This window comes from Nitrobacter sp. 62-23 (genome assembly GCF_001897285.1).
GTDB lineage: Bacteria > Pseudomonadota > Alphaproteobacteria > Rhizobiales > Xanthobacteraceae > Nitrobacter.
Window position 1 is genome coordinate 1 of the sequence record NZ_MKSM01000025.1, and the last position, 20,864, is coordinate 20,864.

Genomic DNA, 20,864 nt, shown 5'->3' on the forward strand with positions numbered 1-20,864 from the left:
TCAGCCCCAATCAATCACCGCAAGAACAATTGAGTATCGAGCCTAGAGCACCATAGGCGGTGATGCCGGAGCACATCAGCGTCGCCGCCATGTTGACCGGCAGAGGATCGTAGTCGAGCAGGTATTTTGCGTCCGGCACCAGCACGTGAGTGGCGAATCCACCGTCGATCGAAACGCCGAGAAAGCGGTTTCTGGCGCAGAGATTTTCGTCCCCGGCCACACAGTCCCGGCACTGACCACAGCCGATCCAGGGAAATACCGCTTTCTTTCGCCCGACGATGTCTTTCGGCGCGTCCGGGCCGACTTCGTCGACAACCCCGGCAATCTCGTGCCCGAGGGTAAAGGGCAGCGCCATGCCACGAGTCGTATCCAGCCGTTTGCCGTTGCCGAGATCCATGTAGCCGTCCTGCAAATGCAGGTCGGAATGGCAGAGTCCGCAGCGCTCCACCCGCACCAGAACCTCGCGGCCCTGCGGCTTCGGTGCATCGATAGTGGTCTCGCGCAACGGCGCATCGAATGTCACGAGCGATTGGCGTCTCATGAGGGCCATCACGTTTTCTCCTCAGGCCCTGTTTGTTCTGCTTCGTAAGTCCGCCAATTCGCGTGCCATGGCAACATAGCCGGATATCGGAACGGTCTCGGCTCGCCGGGTCGGGTCGATATTGGCGGCCGCGGTCAGTAACGCCGGATCGACGGGCAGTGATTTCAAGCTCTGCCGCAGCATCTTGCGACGCTGTCCGAAGGCGGCGGCGGCGACCTGTTCGAGCAGCCGGCGCTCGCAACTCTCAGGCTTGTCGCGAGGCACGAGCCGAACGACGGAGGAGGTGACCTGGGGCTGCGGCACGAACGCCGCGGGCGATATGTCGAACAGGATTTTGGTCTCGGCGCGCCAGTTCGACAGCACGCCAAGGCGGCCATATGCTTCCTCGTTTTCGCGGGCGACGATCCGCTCGGCCACCTCGCGCTGGAACATCAGCACCATCGCGTCATACCAGGGCGGCCACGGCTCGATGCTCAGCCAGCCGATCAAAAGCGCAGTTGCGATGTTATACGGAAGGTTGGCGACGATCTTTGCGCGCGTCGGGCCGAGCAGCGGACGAGGATCGAATTGCATCGCATCCGCGTTGATGATGGTGAGGCGTCCGGGATAGCGGTCCGAGATTTCTTCCAGCGGTCCGAGCGCACGCTCGTCACGCTCGATGGCGATTACACGCCCAGCCCCCATGGCCAACAGCGCTCGGGTCAATCCGCCGGGACCAGGGCCGACCTCGATGACGGTGGCATCTTGAAGCGGGCCGGCGGCGCGCGCGATCCGTGCGGTGAGGTTCAGATCGAGCAGAAAGTTTTGCCCCAGGGATTTGCGCGCCGACAGCGCGTGGCGTTTGATGACGTCACGCAGCGGAGGGAGGTCGTCAATTGTGCTCATGCCGAATGCGTTGCGTCCGCCATTTGCGCGGCCAGGCGCAGCGCCGCGATCAGACTCGATGGATCGGCGCGCCCGGTGCCCGCGATGTCGAAGGCCGTGCCGTGATCGGGCGATGTCCGGATGAACGGCAGTCCCAGCGTGACGTTGACCGCGCGGTCGAAAGCCAGCGTCTTGACCGGGATCAGCGCCTGATCGTGGTACATGCAGATCGCGCAGTCATAGGTCCGTCGCGCCGCTTCATGGAACATGGTGTCGGCGGGGAGCGGGCCTCTGGCATCGATCCCCTCGGCGCGCAAGGTTGCGACGGCGGGAGCGACGATCATCTGATCTTCGGTTCCGAGCGAGCCGTCTTCTCCGGCATGGGGGTTCAGTCCGGACACCGCTATGCGGGGCCGGGCGATCTTGAAGCGTGATTGCAGATCGGAAACGACGATGCGGACGGTGTCCACGATCATCGGGCTCGACAGCGTCGCGATCGCCTCGCGCAAGGAAAGATGAATCGTAACAGGCACGACCGCCAGATCGGATGACCACAGCAACATCGCTGGTTGCCGCGGCTTGCCGTCGCTCGCCGCCAGTTCGGCGAGAAACTCGGTGTGACCGGGATGAGCAAACCCGGCACGATAGAGCACGCTCTTGGCGATCGGGTTGGTGACGATCGCGGCTGCGTGTCCGGCAACGACGTCGTTGACCGCCTGGCGGATCGACCCGATGGCCGCGGCCGCGCTGTTGTCGTCGGGGTGACCGGGCCGCGCGGTTGTCGGATGGCCGGTTGCAGCGATTGGAAACGCTTCGGTGAATATCCGAGAGATGTCGCCGCCAGCGGCGTCCGCGAGGGGAAGATCCACTCCAAGCAGCTTGGCGCGTGCGGCGATGAATGCCCGGTCGCCAAGGAGATAGAACGGCGGAACGGCATCGCTGTTGCGGCGGAGCCACGCTGCGATCGCGATATCAGGTCCGATGCCGGCCGGCTCGCCAAGGGTCAGTGCAAGAGGCTTCACAACGCGGTCGCTCCAGCGCGGCCTTCCGTCAAGCACATGCCGCCGCTCACAATATTGTTTGTCCCCGGTCGAAGGAAGACGCGAGCGCCATTGTCACTCGGTCACTCGCCCGTTTTTCCGGCGTCGCCCTAACGATATTCGATCATCGCTGATTTCCGAATATCGTCCAGATAATCCTTGGATTTCTTCTCGTATTTGGCGGCGAACATCTTCTCGCGGATTTCCTTTTTCTTCGGGGTATCCACGCTGGTCACCTTTTTTTCGCAGACAGCGACCATTTCCACGCCCTGCCGCGTGATCTCCGGCGGGGTCAGATGACCCACGGGCGTCTTGTCGAGCAGATCGCGAAGCGGCGGCGGCAGATCGGCCGACGTCTTGACGACGGTATCGCGTATCGTGGCGTTCCGCATCGCCTTGAAAAGGTGAGCCGCATCCGCGCATGACTGAACGCGTTCGCGCAAGGACTCCGCTTCCTTGCGCCGGGCCTCCATTGCGGAAGCGGCCGCTCCGCGCGGGACAATCAACACCACGGGGCGCATCTGGTATTCGAACCCTTCGGTTTTCGATTGGTCGCCGCCGCTGGCCTTCAGCGCCTCGTTCACGTCGCGGTCGCTGACAAGAAGGCTGTCCTTGAAGCGCCCGCGCACGAGGCTTCCCCAGACGAGATCGGCCTTCAGGCGCGCCTTGATCGTGTCCGGGCGGACGCCTTGCGAAGCGAGCGATTTCGTCAACTGATCGGGCGACATTCGCATTCGGGCGCCCATGCTGGCGTAGGCCTGGTCGATATCCGACGATGTCGGGTTGACGCCGTATTTCCTGGCTTCCTTGACCTTCACCTTTTCGTCGATCAGTTCGTCGATCACCTGCTGCCGGGTCGGGGTCTTGTGCGTCGATATCTGAATCAGCCGGCTGCGCTGTTCGATGTCGAACGTGGTGATCGGCTCGCCGTTGACCATGACCGCCACGGCCTGCGCATGCAGCGGCGAGTTCAAACACGCCAACAAAAGAACTGCGAATATGGCAAGGCGGCGAAACGCCCGAAGGAGTAAAATCATGTTCATGTCAGTCGCGCTTAGCAAGTCTCTGGTGAACCGGGACATCGGCGGAGCACTCCGCCATCCAGTTGTCGCCGCTCTGAAACTACTGGATGCCAGAGCCGGCTGCCCCGCGGGTCTGACCCAGTGTCCGCAAGCCAAGTTGGAGCATGAAAGCATGGTTAAGCTGGGGCGGCGTTGATCCTGCGGAATATGTATACGAGGTGACGTAGTTGAGACCGAGAACAAAACAGTCGTCCACGTATCCTGCGCCGATAGTATACTGGTTGATCTGGTCGGCTTCCAGATCCCAGCGTGCCGCACCCTGCACGACCCAGTTCGATGCGATCTTGACGGAGCCCGAGCCCAGAATGCCCCGGCGACGTGTAAGATATCCAAGATCAGGCTGCGCGGCATAATCACCGTACAACACGCTCGCAGACCAGCGGTTGAATGCGGCGCGGCCTTCGGCCTCGAATCGCTGCACGTTCAAAGTTCTGTCATCGAAACGCGCGCGCGTGCTGAATGTGAAGATGCTGTTGGGTGAATAATTGATGCTCGTCACATAGTCGGATTGCGCGCGCTGCAGGCCGGAATCGACGCTGGTGTTGCTGATATCCGAAACGGCGAACGAGTTCAGGCCGAACAGGTGATAGGACTGGCCGAACAGGAAATTGATCGCGCCGCCCTGATCGAACTGGGTCGTCGCCTGCACGCCGACATTGGCGCGGCCGCCACCTTCCACACGGTCGTATCCGGAAAACTTATCGACGCTGAAGAGATTGCTTGCGTCGAACACCAGGCTTTGTGCGTCCTCGTTCGGCAGCTTGCCCGCATAGGACTCGTTCGGACGGATGATGACTTGCGCGATCGGTTCGATCGTGGTGGTGCCCCAGGGCTGAACGTTGATGAAGGGGTAGCGATATTCGAGGCCAACCGCCGGCATCAGGCGAACCGTGCTCGTGTTGCCAGGCTGGATGAAGTCGGACACGCCGGGCTGGTTCGAGATGTCGGCATTGATGGCGTCGGCGCGAAGCGAAACGAATGGTGTCCAGATCTGGCCGATGGGATCGGTGAACGACTTCCGCCACTGCGCTTCGGCGGTCAGGCGCGTATAGGTGCCGGGAACGCCGCGCAGCAGGCAGTTGTTCGGCGTCCGCGCCATGGGGTCGGCGGATGTCGGAAGACACAGGTATGAGGTATTCGCGAGCGTCGAGATCGGATCGAACTGGGCCTGATCACGCGTGAGATTGACGAAGTTGAACTTGTAGCTGAACTCTCCGCCCAGAACCGCGTGGTTGATAACATTCGAATAGTCGATGACCGGTGCAACGACCGGAACCTGGCTCTGGTTGCCGGAAAAGCTGAGATAGTAGATCGTGCGGGCATCGAAATAGCTGCGGTTGCCGACGCCGGTCAGATAAAGTTGCGAGATCGCCTCGGTCGGCAGACTCAGGAACGATTGCAGCGGGTCGCTGTACTGCCTGAGCCGGTAGTCCGAGAAGAAAAAGTAGTCGCTCAGCAGGACGCCGTCCCAGCCCCAGACCCATTTGTCGTTCAGTGCGAACTGGCCCTTGGTATCGACGCCGCCACGGAAGTCGCGGTTGCCGGGAGCTGAACCGAAGGCGTCCGGGTCGAGCTGGTTGATGCCATAAGCACGGATTTGATAGGCGCCGTCGAGAAGGCGCTGCCTGAACTCGCCCTGCATCAGCACGCCCTGTCGCGTGGTGAAGCGAGGCGAGAGGGTCAGGTCGTAATTCGGCGCGAGCGCGAAATAATAGGGGACCTCGACCCCGACCCCGAATTTGTCATAGGAAGACACAAAGGGCATCAGAAAGCCGCTCTTGCGCTTCACGGTCGGATCAGGCGTCGAGAAGAACGGCATGTAGGCCAGCGGCACGCCGTAAAATTCCAGCCGGGCGTCCTCGAAGTACAGCATCTTCTCGGTTTGATTGTGGATGATGCGGGCACCCTTGACCTGCCACAGCGGCGGCTTTTTCGGATCATCCTTGCAAGGTGCGCAGGCGGTGTAGACGCCGTTCTCGAAGACGGTGTAGTTGCCCTTGGTCCGATCGGCCCGGCTTGCGGCCATGCGCGTCGCGTCCGCGGTGTCGACCCTCAGCGAGTCGACAAAGCCATCGCGATAGTCGTCGCTCAGATCGAGGATGTTGGCGTAGGTGACCTTGCCGTCCGCATCGGTCATGCGGATGTTGCCCTCGGCGTGGAGCCGCTTGGTTTTCTGGTCGTAGATAACCTTGTCCGCTTCGACGCTCGTGCCGTTGTAGAACATCTGGACGTTGCCGACCGCCGATACGCGGGAGTTGTTGTAGTCGTAATCGAGTTCGGTTGCCTGCACGAGCATCTGCCCGTTGTTCTGAGCCGGCGGCGGCTTGGGCTTTGTCGGGTGAGGATTGAAGGTGAAACTCTGGGCGGCGGCTGGCGCGACCGTGACGATGCCCAGAAAGACGACGGCGAGCAGGCTGAGGGCTGCGGGGATCAGGGAGAATAGAATCGCGGACACGCCGATCCGGCGGCGCGGGGAGGCGCGCCGCTCGCAAGCACGCAAGCGTCTTCGGGGGGCAGCGATTGCAGCCACTACCCGTCCTCCTGGTACAGCAAGACCAAAAAGCCGGCGAGGCCGCCCACACAGACGGGCAGCCACGCCGCAGCGATCGGATTCATCAGTTCGGCCTTGCTCAAATCCTCAGTTACCTTGGACAGGACATAGAGCAGAAAGCCCGATCCCACGCCACTTAAAACCATCTTTTGCACGCCGCCGAAGCGGAAGAACCTGAGGCTCACCGAAGCTGCCAGCATCACCATCGCTGCCAGCAAAAACGGCTGTGCAAGGAGTTTGTGATATTGCAGCCGGTAGCCTGCGGTGGCGAAGCCCGAACTCTCGGACGACCTGATATAGCCCGGCAGTTGCCAAAATGACACAGTCTCGGGGGTCGAGAAACTGTTCCGCACCTGGGCCGGAGTGAGACTCGTCGGCAGGACGAATCGCTCCTGTTCGACCGGAGGGCTGTCGAGGGTAAAGCGGTGGACGTCCTTGAACAGCCAGTGGCCGTCCTCAAGGGTCGCCTCGCGGGCCTCGATGCGCTCCTTGAACCGGGAGTCGGGATCGAACCTGAACACGGTGAGGCCGGTCAGGCGAACGCCCTGCTGCTCGCTGCGCACGGCGTTGATGATCGCCTGACCCTCGTCGGTCGCCTGATTGATCCAGAAGCCGGATGCGTCCTGCAGGCCACCTCCGGGGGCGCTGCCGAACAGTTCGGCCTCCATCCGCTTGGACAGTTCGCGCAGGTTGGCGGACATCGGATTGTAGACCGTGGTCGCGAGCACGCCGAGGACGAGCGCGCAAGCGAGCGCTGGCGAGATGAATTGCCATGCAGAGACGCCCGCGGCGCGCGCCACCACCAGTTCGAGCCGCCGCGACAAGGCCAGGTAGCAGGTCATGGCGCCGATCAGGACACAAAACGGCGTCAGTTTTTCCAGCAGTTGCGGCACCCTGAACAGCGATGTTTCCGCGACCATGAGTGCGGACGCAGACGCAAGTCCGGACGTTCTCCGGACCATTTCGATGTAGTCGACGAGAACGAGAAGCAGGAAGATGCTGGCGAACACGCCGAGCGCAGCCACCGCGAAACGGCCGGCGAAATAGCGGCCCAGTGTGTTCGTCAACATGCTCATGCGGCCGCCGGCCTCCCGAACAGTCGAAGGAGCCGTGCGTTCGATCTGTTGATTGCCTCCATCAGCGCGGCCGGCGGTTCGAGCACGGTGCCGGCAACGATCACGCGGATGCTGAGGCCGATTGCGCCGAACAGAAGCAGGTATTGCAGCAGCGCGGCTGTCGGCGTCTTCACGGTCATGACCGAAAGTGCAAAGCCCGCCATGCGCAGCCCGAACACGGCGGCGATCGCCGCTCCCATGGAAAAATTGCGGCTCTGGCGCGTCGTGCGCGGCGTGCCGAGGAACGCGAAGGTCAGCGCGGCGAACGCAAACGGATAGATCGGCGCCGTGAGGCGATCGTGAAGCTCGGCGCGGAACTGACCCGGCATCTGCTGAACCAGCGGGTCCGCCGGACCGGGTACGATCAGTTCCCAGAGGTAGCGTTCGCGGATGCCGTAAACGACGTCGCGCCCACGGTTTGAGAATTTCGACATATCGAACGCGTCGCGGCGGAACGCCACCATGGTCGGCTCGCGTTTGCCGGCCTCGAGTCGTTCCAGGTGCCCTTTCTCCAGAACGAGGAACGATCCGTTGTCGTTGTTCATCACGGTTCCGCGGTCGGCGATGATGCTGAGCCGCTCATCTGGATTGCGGCGGTCGTCGATGAATATCCCCACAAGCTGGCCGCCGGGCTGGCGTTCCCGAACCCGGATTGTCAGGTTCTGATCGAGTTGCGCAAATCGGCCGGGCTGCAGAACGTTCGCCAGAACGTCGGCGGTGATCTCGGCGTCCCATCGTTTCAGCCGGCGCATCCCGTCGGGTGCGAGATAGGCTGCGATGAACGCCACCAGCAATGCCACCACCACGGTGGCGTAGATGAAAGGCCGGAACAGCCGGAACGGCGACAGGCCGGCGGCGTTCATCACAATGATTTCGGAATCCGTCGCAAGCTTGTGGAGGGTGTGCGAAATCGCGATCATCAGCGCGATCGGTGAGATGATCAGCACCAGCACCGGGATCGCGAGGCTGGTGATCCCCAGAAACGTCAGAATGGTCTGACCCTGGCTCGTCATCAGGTCGATGCCGCGCAACGCCTGCGTAATCCAGATCACGCCCGTCAGGCTGACCAGGACCACGACGAACGACGCCAGCGTCGTCCGGAAAATATACTTATCGATCGACCCCATTGGTCTGAACGATCCCCCGTCCTCCGGATCAGAACAACCGGCCGCACGCCGATTCCGGTGGAGGCTTCCCCCAAACCCCCGGCAATTGTTTACCTGACTCGCCTCTCAGTACCATCCCTTTGATCTGTCAACAAAATGGCCGAGCCTCGATGCGCATCGATTATGGTTAAATTCCAGCCTATATTGCCTTGCCGTCAAGGCGGCGGAACTTCAAATCTGTGCGCCGGGGTGTTTTGGAGCCATTACGGCCGCGGATGGCTGATCCGGGTTCGCAGACCCTTGGCAGCATTGCCTTTGACAGGTCATAGTCGCGCCTTCACAAGCCAGCCGGTTTCGGCGCTGCGCCGTCCCTGATTTTGGAGGATTTTTGATGCCCGACGCCGTCAAGGTCGGCTTTGTTCCGTTTTCGGCCGCGCCGCGCGGTATCCTCGTGGTGTTCTGCGATGAGACTTTGAAGTTCGGCCGGGCCGCGAGCAAGGCTCTCGGAGCGTCAGCCGCAATCGTTAAACGAGCCTCGGCGGCCAATCGGTTCAAGGGCAAGAGCGCGGCGACGCTCGATATCCTTGCGCCGGAGGGACTCAAGGTTGATCGGCTGATCGTCGTCGGCGCAGGCAAGGCGTCGGCTCTCAAGGATAGCGATTTCCTCAAGTTCGGCGGCGTCCTGGCCGGAAAGATTCGCGGTGTCGGCGGCGCGGTGACAATCGTTGCGGAGCTGCCGTCCGCGGCGATGAGCCCTGATCAGGCGGCGTCGTTCGCGTCCGGCATCCGGTTGCGCGCCTACAAATTCGATCGCTACAAGACCAGGAAGAAAGACGGCGACGATACAGCGGCGCTGCATGCCGAGGTGTCGATCGCGGTTGCCGACGTTTCTGCCGCGAAGAAGGCGTTCGCGCCGGCCAATCACGTTGTCGATGGCATCATCATCGCGCGCGATCTCGTGAACGAGCCGCCGAATGTGCTCTATCCCGAGGAATTTGCGCGGCGCGCCAGCCGGCTGCGCACGGCCGGGGTCAGGATCGACGTTCTCGACGTCAAGGCGATGACCAGGCTCGGCATGGGCGCGCTGTTGGGCGTCGGGCAGGGGTCGGCGCGGCCCAGCCGGACGGTGGTGATGCGCTGGAACGGCGGCAGGAAGGGCGAACCGCCGATCGCCTTCGTCGGCAAGGGCGTCTGCTTCGATACCGGAGGCATCTCGATCAAGCCCGCCGGCAATATGGAAGAGATGAAGGGCGACATGGGCGGCGCGGCCTGCGTGGTCGGATTGATGCATGCGCTCGCGTCGCGCAAGGCGAAGGTCAACGCCGTCGGCGCGATCGGTCTCGTCGAGAACATGCCGGACGGCAACGCGCAGAGGCCTGGCGATATCGTGACCTCGATGTCGGGCCAGACCATCGAGATCATCAATACCGACGCGGAAGGCCGGCTGGTCCTCGCCGACGTGCTCTGGTACGTCGCGAAAAAAATCAAGCCGAAGATCATGATCGATCTCGCGACGCTGACCGGCGCGATCATGGTGGCGCTCGGCACCGAACACGCCGGCCTGTTTTCCAACAATGATGAATTGTCGGAGCGGCTGACCAAAGTCGGCCTAGAGACCGGCGAGCGGGTCTGGCGCATGCCGCTCGCCCCCGAATACGACAAGCTGATCGATTCGCAGTTCGCCGACATGAAGAATACCGGCGGCCGCTTCGGCGGCTCAATCACGGCGGCGCAACTTTTGCAACGGTTCGTCGACAACACGCCGTGGGCGCACCTCGACATCGCGGGAACGGCGATGGGCGCTCCGAAATCCGACATCAATCAGAGTTGGGGATCAGGATTCGGCGTTCGCCTGCTGGACCGGCTGGTTGCGGAGTACTACGAAGCGCGGCGATGACCGAGGTCCTGTTCTATCATTTGCAGAACATGCCGCTTGAAAACGTGCTGCCGCCGCTGCTCGAAAAGACATTCGAGCGCGGCTGGCGGGCCGTCGTGCACACGACATCGGAGGAGCGCGCCGAGGCGCTCGACGCGCATCTGTGGACCTATCGCGACGATTCGTTCCTGCCGCATGCGACCTGGCGGATCGAGGACGCAAGTGAGCAGCCGATCGTGCTGACAATCGACGGACACAATCCCAATCGGGCAACCGTCAGATTTCTGATCGACAGTGCCCCGCTTCCGGAGAGTGCGGACACCTATGAGCGGCTGGTGCTGATCTTCGACGGCGACGACAGCCTCGCGTTGGACGCCGCGCGCGCCGTCTGGGCCGACTGCAAGTCGCGAGGGTTCGAGGTGACCTACTGGCAGGCGGACGACCGGGGGCGCTGGCAGCGTCGTTAACTGCGGTATATAACGGCGTATTGTAATTTAGGGATATTTGAGGCTTTTTGGTTCAGGCCGACGACCAGCCATGGTCATGCCTCAAATTGGTGTTCGGACGAGTCTTCAGGATCGATCAGGAACAGAGTCCATCGTGAAACAGCCCAGATCTCACCGAAGGGCCTTGATGTCGTTGCTTTTCGTGGCGCCGCTCGTCGCGGGCTGCGGCAGCGCGTCGGATATGTTGTCGTCTGCCAAGGATGCGGAGTGGTTTTCGAGGTCGGGCAGGCTGTTCACCAAGAACGTTTCGATTGAAACGCCGCCGCTGACACCGGACAAGCCGGTGACTCCGGACGACCTCATCAGCGCGGACGGCCTTTGTCCGGGCATGGCGCCGCCGATCGGCGCGGGCGAATCCAGCGCGCTTTCCGACAGTGCAGCAGGGAGGCCGACAACGACAGCGTCCACGGCGCCTTTAACGGGCACGGTGGCGCTCGGCCACACCGAATGCGATGTGGCGCGCGGCATCGGCGCGCCCGACAACGTCAGCCTTTCCAACAATCCGCACGGCGATCGCGTTGCGGTGTTGACGTTCCTGCACGGGCCTCGCGCCGGAATCTATACATTTACCGCGGGGCGCCTGTCCTCGATCGAAAAGGCGCCAGAACCGGTGGCATCGCCCAGGCCGGAGCGGCGCGCGAAAAAGAAAAAGGGCGCGGCGACCTGAAATTTACAGCGGCGGGTTGCCGTCAGGGCTTTATCGTCATCTTTTGCTGCCAAAATCGAAAAAGTTCTCTAACCCGCTGTTTCTTCGTGTGATGCGCTGGCCTCAAGCCACTCCTCTTCGGCGCGCTGCAACGCGCTGGTCGCGCTGACGCGTGCCTTGCTCAGTTGCGCCGCTTGTTTGGGGTCGCGCTTGAACAGATCCGGCAACGCCAGGGCGGCATCGATTTTGGCAATGATGCCGGTGATCCGCTCGATCTCGGCTTCAGCGTCCGCGATCTTCTGTTTGAGCGGCGTCCGCTTTTCAGTCTTGTTGCGCCTCGGCTTCTCACGGCCATCGTCGCGCTCGGCCGATGACGCGCGGTCGCGCCCGCTCATGCGCAGGCCGCGCGCCGACAGAACCGCGCGGCGGTAATCGTCGAGGTCGCCATCGTAAGGGGTGACGGTGTGGTCCGCGACCACCCACAGCCGGTCGGCGCAGGCTTCGATCAGGTAGCGATCGTGCGAGACCATGATGACAGCGCCCGGAAATTCGTTGATGGCTTCAGCGAGCGCGGCGCGGCTGTCGATGTCGAGGTGATTGGTCGGCTCGTCGAGAATGATCATGTTCGGCGCGAAGAACGTCGCAAGCCCGAGCAGCAGGCGCGCTTTCTCGCCGCCCGACAGGCTTTTCACAAGCGTGTCGCCCGCCTTGCCGGAAAAGCCGATAGCGCCGACGCGCGCGCGTATCTTCGTTTCCGGCGCGCCTTGCATCAGCCGGCGCACATGATCGTAAGGCGAGCCCTCGAGGTCCAGTTCGTCGGTCTGATGCTGGGCGAAGTAGCCGATCGACAGCTTGTCGGCGCGCACCACCCCGCCCGCAAACGGTTGCAGCTTTCCCGCGAGCAGCTTGACGAGAGTGGATTTGCCGTTGCCGTTGGCGCCGAGCAGGGCGATGCGGTCGTCTTCATCGATGCGCAGGGTCACGCGTTTGAGCACCGGCGAATCCGGGTCGTAGCCCACGACCGCATCGTCGACGGCGATGATCGGCGGCGACAGCAGCTTGTCGGGCGCGGGGAACGAAATCTCACGCACGTCCTGCGTGATCAGCGCGGTCACCGGCTTCATGCGTTCGAGCATCTTCACGCGCGATTGCGCCTGACGCGCCTTCGAGGCCTTGGCCTTGAAGCGGTCGACGAAGGCCTGCAGCCGCTTGCGCTCGTCGGCCTGCCGCCTGGCGTGCTTGGCGTCGAGCATCTCGCGGGTGGCGCGCTGGTCCTCGAAAGAGGAATAGGTGCCCTTGTAGAGGGTAAGCTTGCCGCGATCGAGATGCAGGATCTGATCGACGGACGTATCGAGCAGGTCGCGGTCATGACTGATGATGATGACCGTGCGCGGGTAGTGCGCGAGGTGATCTTCCAGCCACAGCGTCCCTTCGAGGTCGAGGTAGTTGGTCGGCTCGTCCAGCAACAGTAGATCGGGCGCGGCAAAAAGAGTTGCGGCGAGCGCGACCCGCATGCGCCAGCCGCCCGAGAATTCCGCGCAGGGCCTGGCCTGATCCGCTGTCGAAAATCCAAGGCCGCTCAGGATCGACGCCGCACGCGCCGGCGCGGAATGGGCATCGATATCGACGAGACGCGTCTGGATGTCCGCGATCCGGCCCGGGTCGCGCGCGGTTTCCGCTTCGTGCAACAGAGCGTGCCGCTCGACGTCGGCCTTGAGCACCACTTCGATCAGGCTTTCGGGGCCGTCGGGCGCCTCCTGAGCAAGGCTGCCGATGCGCCAGCGCGGGGGAAAGGCGATGGAGCCGGTCTCCGTCGGAAGTTCACCGCGGATTGCATGGAACAGGGTGGACTTGCCGACGCCGTTGCGGCCGACAAAGCCGACGCGAGCGCCGGGCACGATCTGTACGGTACTATGGTCGATCAGAAGCCGTCCGGCGATGCGGATCGAGATGTCGGTGAGGGAAAGCATGGCGGCTTTTCACCGCTGCGCCGACCAAACGCAACCCATTTGTGGTCGTCCGCGAGAGGTCAGCGACCGACGCCTGATTAACGGGAACCGGACATACGGCAATCTGGGACGATGCGTGAAGTGCCCTCACGCCCAATATCCTGCGGCGCAATGTCCAGCATCCGTAGTCGGTCCAGCAGAAGTTGGAGCTGAAAGGGCAGCTTGGACTGTTCCGGCCGGGCATCGATTCGCAGCCGCTCACCGATCGCCTCGGCAACCGTCCTGCTGGTTTTCGCATCGATCAGGTCAGGACCTTGGGCGGGTTGGTTGGTCATTTCCTCGTTCCGCTTCCGTATCATAGAAGACATCGTGTTAAGTCACGGACCGGCAGATTGTTTCCGCCGAATTGCCCAAAGCAGGTTGAATCCGCGAGCATAAACGCGGGAATGTAGGGCTGGCGAACATGCGCGGAAAATCGCGAAGGTTCCTCGCCGAATCGACCGGAGGCTCAGGTCGGGGTGAGCCAATCGCGGTTGCTGGCCTAACCCTCGTTCAGGCGTATGCCGGCACGGAGAAATTTCTGGGGATCCACGGCCTCTCCGTCGATCCTCGTTTCGTAGTGTAGGTGAGGACCCGTCGAGCGCCCGGTCGATCCCACTTCTCCGACGACCTGTCCGATCTTGATGGACTGGCCGACCTTCACGTCGATCGCGGAAAGATGCCCGTAGCGGGTCGACAGGCCATTGCCGTGATCGATCTCGACCATCCGTCCGTAGCCGCCCGCCCAGCCGGCGGAAACAACTTTTCCATTCGCCGTCGCGCGCACGGGATCTCCCATCGCCGCGCGGAAATCAAGACCGGTGTGCATCGCCGGCCGCCCGACGAACGGATCGACGCGCACGCCGAAGCCGGAGGTGAATTCGATCCCGCCGACCACCGGTTTCCGATAAGGGACGAGGGCGAGGGCGCCGTTAAGCCGGTCGATCTGCGCCCGGGTCAGATTGACACGGGTGAGCTGGCGCTCGAATGGGCCGGCGTCGGGCCGCAGCTTGACGGGCACGTAGGGGCCTCCGGTGCCGGAATGCGGTGTTCCGGCCTCCATTTTCGCCATGCTGAGCCCGAGGTCGGAGAATACGCCGCGCAACCGGCGCGCACGCGTTTCCATCCGATTTTCAACCGCATTCAGTTCGGCGACCTGACGGCTCTCGATCCGGTCGAGCGACGATTCAAGCCGCATCAGCTTGTTGATTTGACCTGTGGTTTTCTCAAACCGGATCGGCTGTTTACGAAGGTCGGACGCCGTGTCGGCAGTGGCGGTGTCGTTGATCGGGGTGGGTTTTGCAAATCCCGGCGAGCCTGCATCCGCACCCTTTTCCGTCTTCCGGGACGCCCCCTTGATCGAGCCTGTTGTTGAAACGTCCGGCAGGGCGTTCAGGGCGGCTGCGCGAGATTCGAGCACTGCCTGACGGCGTGCGATCTCTTCGAGCTTTCTGTCGAACTGCTCCTGATCGAGCAATTGGCGGCTGGTGGTACGATCGACACGCGCGCGCAATTCGGCAATGCGGTCTTCATACGCGTACTGCATGTCGGCCTGGCGCGCGATGAGCCGCGTCAGCACATCATCGCGGAATGCAAAGTAGGTCGCGGTCGCAGCCGACCAGATACCAAGCAGCGTGACGGTCCCCACGACAATCCAGAACACCACGGGGCCGAATCGGACCTGCCTGCCGGCATGGGCAAGCGTGTAGCCACGTTGGTGGGCTTGCTTCTCCCTCGGCCGCGAGGCGGCGGACGCCGCCTGGCGGGAGGGATGTCGATGATCGTGCGCGCGATGCTGCGAATACTCGGCATACTGACTGGAACGGTACGACATCGGCACTCCCGCGCCGGCCTGAAAACGAGTTCCAGTCGGCTCAACTTCGGTGCTGATTTGAACCGTTCATGGTTAATTTTTGGAAAATGGCGGTGCGTCGTTACAGCCCGCGGGCCGTCGCAAGGACCTGTTCGGCGTGCCCGTCGACCTTGACCCTGCGCCAGATGCGGGCGATCCGGCCATCAGCCGCCACCAGAACGGTCGTGCGAATGATGCCGAGGAAGACCTTGCCATACATGGATTTCTCGCCCCAGGCCCCGTAGCCTTCCAGCATCTCGTGCTTTTCATCCGAGATGAGAGGAGTGGTCAGCTTGTGCTTGGTGCGGAATGATTCCTGCGTCTTCACCGAATCGGCTGAGACGCCCAGCACCGTCGTTCCGCAAGCCGCGAATTCTTTCGCGAGACGGGTGAAATCCATCGCCTCCCGGGTACAGCCCGGCGTGTTGGCGCGCGGATAGAAAAAGATCACCAGCTTCTTTCCGGCGAAATCGGCGAGCGATACACGGCCGCCGCCATCCCGGGGAAGAGTGAATGAAGGGGCCCGCGAGCCTTCCACAAGGCTTGGCGTCCGAGACATGGGCGGCGGGGCCGCCGATCGCGATTTGGGCTTTTCGCCCGTTGTCGGCAGAGACGACGAAGCGTCCTTTCGGGCCGTTCTTGCGCGACTTGCGGCCGTCGGGCGGGCGGGGTCGGAAACGACTGTATTAGAGGATTTCTTGCGTGTCTTCTTGGACATACGCCTTCCTTTCGTCGCTTTCCGGCGCTCAGTATCCGCACCGACTCCCGGAGATGCCAAGGCGACTCGAGCCGTGGCCGTTGTGCATTTCCGCCGATCACGGGGTATGTCTACAAGGGATTCACGAACTTCCGTCCCGTTTTCTGCTCGGCAAGCACACTTAGGGGTCGGATGATGCGTGACATGTTACATTGCGGATTGGCTGAAGTACCGTCACGAGAGCGTTCGTCCGGGAGCGGCGCACGGATCGATGGCGGTGGCGGCTCTGGTCCCGGCCGGCACGTAGAGGCAATGACAAGCAAGACGCCGATCCCAATGCCGAAGCGTGGCGGCGACCAGGTCTCGCAAGAGCAAATCTCGCACGGGGAAGATGCCGGTTGGGACGTGGAGCACGACGAGGCTCAAAGCCGCCACGTGCGCCGGCTGCTGTCGCGCTCTGATTCCGGAATCCACAGGTTGGGCGATCGGCTCGGGCGGCTCAAAAGCTGGCTGGTGGGCGAACGCCGGGTCAGGCGGCTCGCGATCACTTTCTGCGTGCTGGCGGTCGTATTCGCGGGAGGCTTCGGCGCGCTCTGGTGGCGCCTTGGCGCCGGCCCCGTCAATCTCGATATGATGACGCCCTGGCTTGTCGCCGCGATGGAGGAAAACATCGGTCACGGCAACACCGTGGAGATCGGCGGCACGCAGATCGAGCGCGCCGGCAGAATTCGTATCGCGGTTCGTGTTCGTGACGTCGTGGTCCGTGACCGCGATCATGTGATCGTTGCCAGCGCGCCGAAAGCCGAGGTGAAACTGTCCGGCATGGCGCTGCTGACCGGGCGACTGCGTGCCGAAAGTCTCAATCTGGTCGATGCCGAACTCGCGGTGCGGATCACGCCGGACGGTCGGGTTACCGTTTCGGCGGGCGATAACGCCAGGCCCCTCGCCACGGGTATCGCGCCGGCGCGGCCATCCGATCCGCCGTTCGCACCCGGCATTGTCCCCTCCGCCGTCGCACCGTCACAGCCGACGTCCCAATCGGACGGCGAATCCCAGACCACCGCCGCGCCGGTAGGTGCCGAGGGCGGCGACAACAGCGCGGGCGCGCTTCTGGCGGGATTGAACTGGCTTGACAGTCTCAGCCGGTCGGGGCTCGACGGGCAGAATCTCAATGAGATCGGTCTGAAAAACGGTCGGCTGGTGGTCGACGACCAGCAGCGCGGCAATCGTTGGAACTTGAGCAATATCAGCCTGAGCCTTCGCCGCCCAAGCGGAGGCGGCGTCGCCTTCAGCGTCGGCGAAGGAGGCGGCCAGCCATGGTCGCTTCAGGTCACTGTCGGTCCGTCCGCCGATGGCGTGCGTCCCATTGATCTGCGCGCCACCGGCGTTCCGGCGAAAAACATTCTGCTGGCGCTGCGCATCAAGGATCTCACCTATAGCGCGGACATGCCGCTCAGTGGCGAATTGAAGGGCGAAATCGGCCGCGACGGTCTGCCGACTTACCTGCGCGGCAGCTTCTTCGCGGGCAAAGGCACGATCATCGACACCGATACGCCGGATTATCCCATGGCGATCGATCAGATCGAAATGAACATGGAGTGGGATTCGGCACGGCGTGTCCTCGTTGCGCCGTTCAAAATCGTGTCCGGCCAGAATCGAATCACGCTGCTTGCCCGTCTTGAGCCGCCGAATGGCAATATTCCGGACTGGCAGATGGGTCTGAGCGGTGGCACCATCGTCCTCGCCGGCTCCGATGGCGAAGAACCTTTGATCTTCAATCACATCGCGGTCGGATTGCAGTTCGATACAGAACACAGGCAGATAAGGCTGACTCAGGCCGATATCAGCAACGGCGAGGTTGGCGTCGCCGGCACCGGCAGCATCGACTATTCAGAAGAGCCACGGCTGAAACTTGGCTTCGCCGGGACGCCGATGTCCGTGGCTGCGCTGAAAAGCATGTGGCCGGTCCTGATCGTGCCGGAGGTGCGCGAATGGGTTATCGAGCGAATCGGACGAGGCTCCCTCCAGCGCATTGAAATCGGCGTCAATTCTCCGCTCCATAACCTGTCGCGACGCGGGCCGCCGATCCCGGATGATGGCCTTTCCGTCGATATCGCCGCAAGCAATGTGACGCTGCATCCCGTCGATGAGATGCCTTCAATCCGCGACGCCGACATGACAGCGCGCGTGACCGGCAGAACCGCGACGGTGACGATCGGGCAGGCTGCCGCCGATACCCCGGCCGGCCGCAAGCTCAACATTTCCGACATCGTTTTCGAGGTGCCGGACATGGCGCCCAAGCCCGCACCGGCCAAAGTGAGGTTCAGGATCGATGGTCCGGTGCCCGCAGCCGCCGAAATTCTCGCCTCGGACCGTCTCAGCGAATTCACCGGTAACCTGGTCGATCCGAACTCCAGCAAGGGAACGGTGGCAGCGCAGATCGCGCTTGGCCTGCCGATCAGGCGTCAGATCACCAAGGAAGATACGACCTATTCCCTCACCGCCGATCTCGCGGGTTTTGCCGCCGATGGCCTGGTCATGAATCAGAAGCTCGAAGCGAACACGCTGAAGGTGGTCGCCAACAATCAGGGATACCAGGTCAAGGGTGACGTCAGGATCAACGGGCAGCCGGCTTCGCTCGATTATCGCAAGCCGACGGAGGGTGACGCCGATATCAAGTTGCAGGCCACCCTCGATGACGCGAGCCGCGCAAAACTCGGGATCGACCTCGGCGCCGGCGCGACGGGTGCTGTTCCGATCAAGCTGGTTGGGAAAATCGGCGCCGACAAGGACAGCAAGATCGGCATCGATGCCGATTTGACATCGCTGAAACTCGACAACCTTCTGCCGGGCTGGGTCAAGCTGCCGGGAAAGTCGGGCCATGCGACGTTCAATGTGGTGCGCAAAGCGCAGTCGACGCGCCTGGAGGATATCGTCATCGACGGTAGCGGCGTCATGATAAAGGGGTCGCTGGAGATCGATCAGAACGGCGATCTGTTGAACGCGAATTTCCCGGTCTATGCGCCGTCAGAGGGTGACAAGGCTTCTCTGAAGGCCGAGCGCAATGGAGACGGCGTGCTGAAGGTCGTCATGCGCGGCGACGTGTTCGATGGCCGCGGCTTTATCAAATCGGCGATCTCCGGCAAGCAGGCCGACACCAAAGGCCAGGCCAGGAGCATCGATGTCGACATTGACCTGAAGGTTGGAGCCGTGGCCGGATTCTACGGCGAAGCCGTGCGCAGCGTGGACGTTAAGATGGCCCGTCGGAACGGCTCGATCCGCAGCTTCGCAATGAGCGGCAAGATCGGCCGCGATACTTCGCTGAAGGGCGATCTGCGCGGTCGCCCGCAGGGTCGGGACATCATCCTGATCGAGACCGACGATGCGGGCGCGTTCTTTCGCTTTACCGACACGTATGGAAAGATGTTTGGCGGTCAGCTCGCACTGGCCATGGATCCGCCAACCGCCGAGCCGCGCGCCAAGCAGGGGCTCATCAACGTCAGCAATTTCACGATCAAGGGTGAGGCGGCTTTGGATCGCGCCGCGGCGGGCGGCCCCCGGACCGCTCAGAACGGTATTTCATTCTCACGTCTGCGCGCGGAATTCACCCGGCAGAATGGGCAACTCACGGTGCACGAGGGCGTCGTCAAGGGGCCGATGATCGGCGCGACGATCGAGGGCAATATCGACTTTCCCGGTAATCAGGTTCGCATGAGCGGCACCTTCGTGCCGATGTACGGGCTTAACAATATCTTTGGACAGCTTCCGATCCTGGGTCCGTTTCTTGGCGGCGGCAGCAATGAGGGGCTGATCGGTGTGACCTACGAGGTGGTGGGAACGCCGGGCCAGCCGCAATTGCGCGTCAACCCGATCTCGGCCATGGCGCCCGGCGTGCTGCGCAAAATTTTTGAATTCCAGACCGGCAAGCCCGCCAGCCAGATCGAATATCCGTCTCAGAGCAGCAACTGATCGTCTGCTTGCGCGCGCCGCCGCGTCAACGCCGCCGTGCAGAGTTCCTATGCCGGCCTTAGCAAGACGTGGCGCTTCTTGCCCATCGACAACTTGATTACGCCCTCGGGCGTTAGATGGTCCGGCGTCAGCATCATCTTCTCGTCGGTGACGGCGACATCGTTGACGCGAAGGCCGCCGCCCTTGATCTGGCGGCGTGCTTCGCCGTTCGAGGCGACAAGACCCGCCTTCACGAACAGCGCGAGCACGCCGGCTCCGCTTGCAAGCTCGCTGTGCGGAATGTCCAGCGTGGGAAGGCTCTCCGCGATGGCGCCTTGCTCGAAAGTCGTGCGCGCGGTGTCGGCGGCCTTCTCGGCTTCATCCCGGCCATGAAGGAGCGCGGTCGCTTCCGTCGCCAGCACCTTCTTGGCCTCGTTGATCTCCGCGCCCTGCAAGGCAGCCAGTTTCGCGATCTCGCCCATCGGCAGGATCGTGAACAGCTTCAGAAATTTGACGACGTCGGCATCCTCGACGTTGCGCCAGTACTGCCAGAAGTCGTAAGGGCTGAAGGCGTCGGCGTTGAGCCAGACCGCGCCTCGCGCGGTCTTGCCCATCTTCGCGCCCGATGCCGTCGTCAGCAACGGCGTCGTCAGGGCGAACAGTTGAGGCGTTCCCATGCGGCGGCCGAGATCGACGCCGTTGACGATGTTGCCCCACTGATCCGAACCGCCCATCTGCAGGCGGCAATCGACGCGCCGCGACAGTTCGACGAAATCATAAGCTTGGCAGATCATGTAGTTGAACTCGATAAAACTCATCTCCTGTTCCCGCTCGAGACGGAGACGGACCGAGTCCATCGTCAGCATCCGGTTGACCGAGAAGTGCCGGCCGATGTCGCGCAGCATCTCGATCCAGTTGAGCTTGGTCAGCCATTCGGCATTGTCCAGCATCACCGCATCGGTCGCGCCGGAACCGTAACGCAGCACCTTGGCGAACACGCCGCGAATGCTGGCCTTGTTGGCCTCGATTTCCGCGACGCTGCGGATCGCGCG

At 62.5% G+C, this 20,864-nt stretch carries 15 protein-coding genes and 1 pseudogene; 4 read left to right on the forward strand and 12 right to left on the reverse strand.

What is annotated here, in order from left to right:
- Positions 1-28: 28 nt before the first annotated feature.
- From BGO16_RS02930 to lptF, 7 genes and pseudogenes are all read right to left on the reverse strand, one after another.
- Positions 29-550 (reverse strand): annotated as a pseudogene (locus BGO16_RS02930) (alcohol dehydrogenase catalytic domain-containing protein); the annotation flags it as partial.
- A 12-nt stretch (positions 551-562) separates the two neighbouring features.
- Entirely contained in the window at positions 563-1,426 is an 864-nt protein-coding gene (gene rsmA, locus BGO16_RS02935; RefSeq protein ID WP_292617113.1) for a 16S rRNA (adenine(1518)-N(6)/adenine(1519)-N(6))-dimethyltransferase RsmA, read from the reverse strand.
- Positions 1,423-2,427 (reverse strand): 4-hydroxythreonine-4-phosphate dehydrogenase PdxA, encoded by a 1,005-nt coding sequence (gene pdxA / locus BGO16_RS02940; RefSeq protein ID WP_292617114.1) that lies wholly within the window; start codon positions 2,425-2,427, stop codon positions 1,423-1,425. Before pdxA ends, rsmA begins: the two co-directional genes overlap by 4 nt.
- 128 nt (positions 2,428-2,555) lie before the next feature.
- Positions 2,556-3,488, reverse strand: a complete 933-nt coding sequence (locus BGO16_RS02945) for a peptidylprolyl isomerase (RefSeq protein WP_292617115.1) — start codon at positions 3,486-3,488, stop codon at positions 2,556-2,558.
- Positions 3,489-3,567: 79 nt separating this feature from the next.
- Positions 3,568-5,961, reverse strand: a complete 2,394-nt coding sequence (locus BGO16_RS02950; RefSeq protein ID WP_292617127.1) for an LPS-assembly protein LptD — start codon at positions 5,959-5,961, stop codon at positions 3,568-3,570.
- A 95-nt stretch (positions 5,962-6,056) separates the two neighbouring features.
- Entirely contained in the window at positions 6,057-7,154 is a 1,098-nt protein-coding gene (lptG, locus tag BGO16_RS02955; protein ID WP_292617116.1) for an LPS export ABC transporter permease LptG, read from the reverse strand.
- The gene (lptF, locus tag BGO16_RS02960) at positions 7,151-8,320 is read right to left on the reverse strand and encodes an LPS export ABC transporter permease LptF (protein ID WP_292617117.1); all 1,170 of its coding nucleotides are present in this window, start codon (positions 8,318-8,320) and stop codon (positions 7,151-7,153) included. Before lptF ends, lptG begins: the two co-directional genes overlap by 4 nt.
- 370 nt (positions 8,321-8,690) lie before the next feature.
- Between lptF and BGO16_RS02965 the strand changes: the two genes are divergently transcribed.
- From BGO16_RS02965 to BGO16_RS02975, 3 genes are all read left to right on the forward strand, one after another.
- Complete coding sequence (locus BGO16_RS02965; RefSeq protein WP_292617118.1) at positions 8,691-10,196, forward strand: leucyl aminopeptidase; 1,506 nt, start codon at positions 8,691-8,693, stop codon at positions 10,194-10,196.
- Positions 10,193-10,642, forward strand: a complete 450-nt coding sequence (locus BGO16_RS02970; RefSeq protein WP_292617119.1) for a DNA polymerase III subunit chi — start codon at positions 10,193-10,195, stop codon at positions 10,640-10,642. Before BGO16_RS02965 ends, BGO16_RS02970 begins: the two co-directional genes overlap by 4 nt.
- A gap of 166 nt (positions 10,643-10,808) precedes the next feature.
- Positions 10,809-11,348 carry a hypothetical protein gene (locus BGO16_RS02975; protein WP_292617120.1) on the forward strand — a complete coding sequence of 180 codons (540 nt, stop codon included), beginning with the start codon at positions 10,809-10,811 and terminating at the stop codon, positions 11,346-11,348.
- A gap of 68 nt (positions 11,349-11,416) precedes the next feature.
- On the opposite strand, the gene BGO16_RS02980 is transcribed toward BGO16_RS02975, so the two are convergent.
- From BGO16_RS02980 to BGO16_RS02995, 4 genes are all read right to left on the reverse strand, one after another.
- The gene (locus BGO16_RS02980; RefSeq protein WP_292617121.1) at positions 11,417-13,297 is read right to left on the reverse strand and encodes an ABC-F family ATP-binding cassette domain-containing protein; all 1,881 of its coding nucleotides are present in this window, start codon (positions 13,295-13,297) and stop codon (positions 11,417-11,419) included.
- Between the two features lie 77 nt (positions 13,298-13,374).
- Positions 13,375-13,611, reverse strand: coding sequence for a hypothetical protein (locus tag BGO16_RS02985; protein ID WP_292617122.1), 237 nt, complete (start codon positions 13,609-13,611; stop codon positions 13,375-13,377).
- A 206-nt stretch (positions 13,612-13,817) separates the two neighbouring features.
- Entirely contained in the window at positions 13,818-15,149 is a 1,332-nt protein-coding gene (locus BGO16_RS02990; protein WP_292617123.1) for a peptidoglycan DD-metalloendopeptidase family protein, read from the reverse strand.
- A 100-nt stretch (positions 15,150-15,249) separates the two neighbouring features.
- Positions 15,250-15,885, reverse strand: coding sequence for a peroxiredoxin (locus BGO16_RS02995; protein ID WP_292617124.1), 636 nt, complete (start codon positions 15,883-15,885; stop codon positions 15,250-15,252).
- Positions 15,886-16,200: 315 nt separating this feature from the next.
- Here BGO16_RS02995 and BGO16_RS03000 point away from each other — a divergent pair, with 315 nt between their 5' ends.
- Entirely contained in the window at positions 16,201-19,833 is a 3,633-nt protein-coding gene (locus tag BGO16_RS03000) for a DUF3971 domain-containing protein (RefSeq protein ID WP_292617125.1), read from the forward strand.
- 47 nt (positions 19,834-19,880) lie between these two features.
- Here the strand turns inward: BGO16_RS03000 and tyrS are convergent.
- Positions 19,881-20,864: tyrosine--tRNA ligase (gene tyrS, locus BGO16_RS03005; protein WP_292617126.1), on the reverse strand; the 984-nt coding region annotated here is incomplete at its 5' end.

Coding starts and splice junctions, on each gene's coding strand:
- rsmA (WP_292617113.1), bottom strand. CDS start 1,426: ATGAGCACAATTGACGACCTCCCTCCGCTGCGTGACGTCATCAAACGC.
- BGO16_RS02945 (WP_292617115.1), bottom strand. CDS start 3,488: ATGAACATGATTTTACTCCTTCGGGCGTTTCGCCGCCTTGCCATATTC.
- lptG (WP_292617116.1), bottom strand. CDS start 7,154: ATGAGCATGTTGACGAACACACTGGGCCGCTATTTCGCCGGCCGTTTC.
- lptF (WP_292617117.1), bottom strand. CDS start 8,320: ATGGGGTCGATCGATAAGTATATTTTCCGGACGACGCTGGCGTCGTTC.
- BGO16_RS02965 (WP_292617118.1), top strand. CDS start 8,691: ATGCCCGACGCCGTCAAGGTCGGCTTTGTTCCGTTTTCGGCCGCGCCG.
- BGO16_RS02970 (WP_292617119.1), top strand. CDS start 10,193: ATGACCGAGGTCCTGTTCTATCATTTGCAGAACATGCCGCTTGAAAAC.
- BGO16_RS02975 (WP_292617120.1), top strand. CDS start 10,809: ATGTCGTTGCTTTTCGTGGCGCCGCTCGTCGCGGGCTGCGGCAGCGCG.
- BGO16_RS02980 (WP_292617121.1), bottom strand. CDS start 13,297: ATGCTTTCCCTCACCGACATCTCGATCCGCATCGCCGGACGGCTTCTG.
- BGO16_RS02985 (WP_292617122.1), bottom strand. CDS start 13,611: ATGACCAACCAACCCGCCCAAGGTCCTGACCTGATCGATGCGAAAACC.
- BGO16_RS02990 (WP_292617123.1), bottom strand. CDS start 15,149: ATGTCGTACCGTTCCAGTCAGTATGCCGAGTATTCGCAGCATCGCGCG.
- BGO16_RS02995 (WP_292617124.1), bottom strand. CDS start 15,885: ATGTCCAAGAAGACACGCAAGAAATCCTCTAATACAGTCGTTTCCGAC.
- BGO16_RS03000 (WP_292617125.1), top strand. CDS start 16,201: ATGCCGAAGCGTGGCGGCGACCAGGTCTCGCAAGAGCAAATCTCGCAC.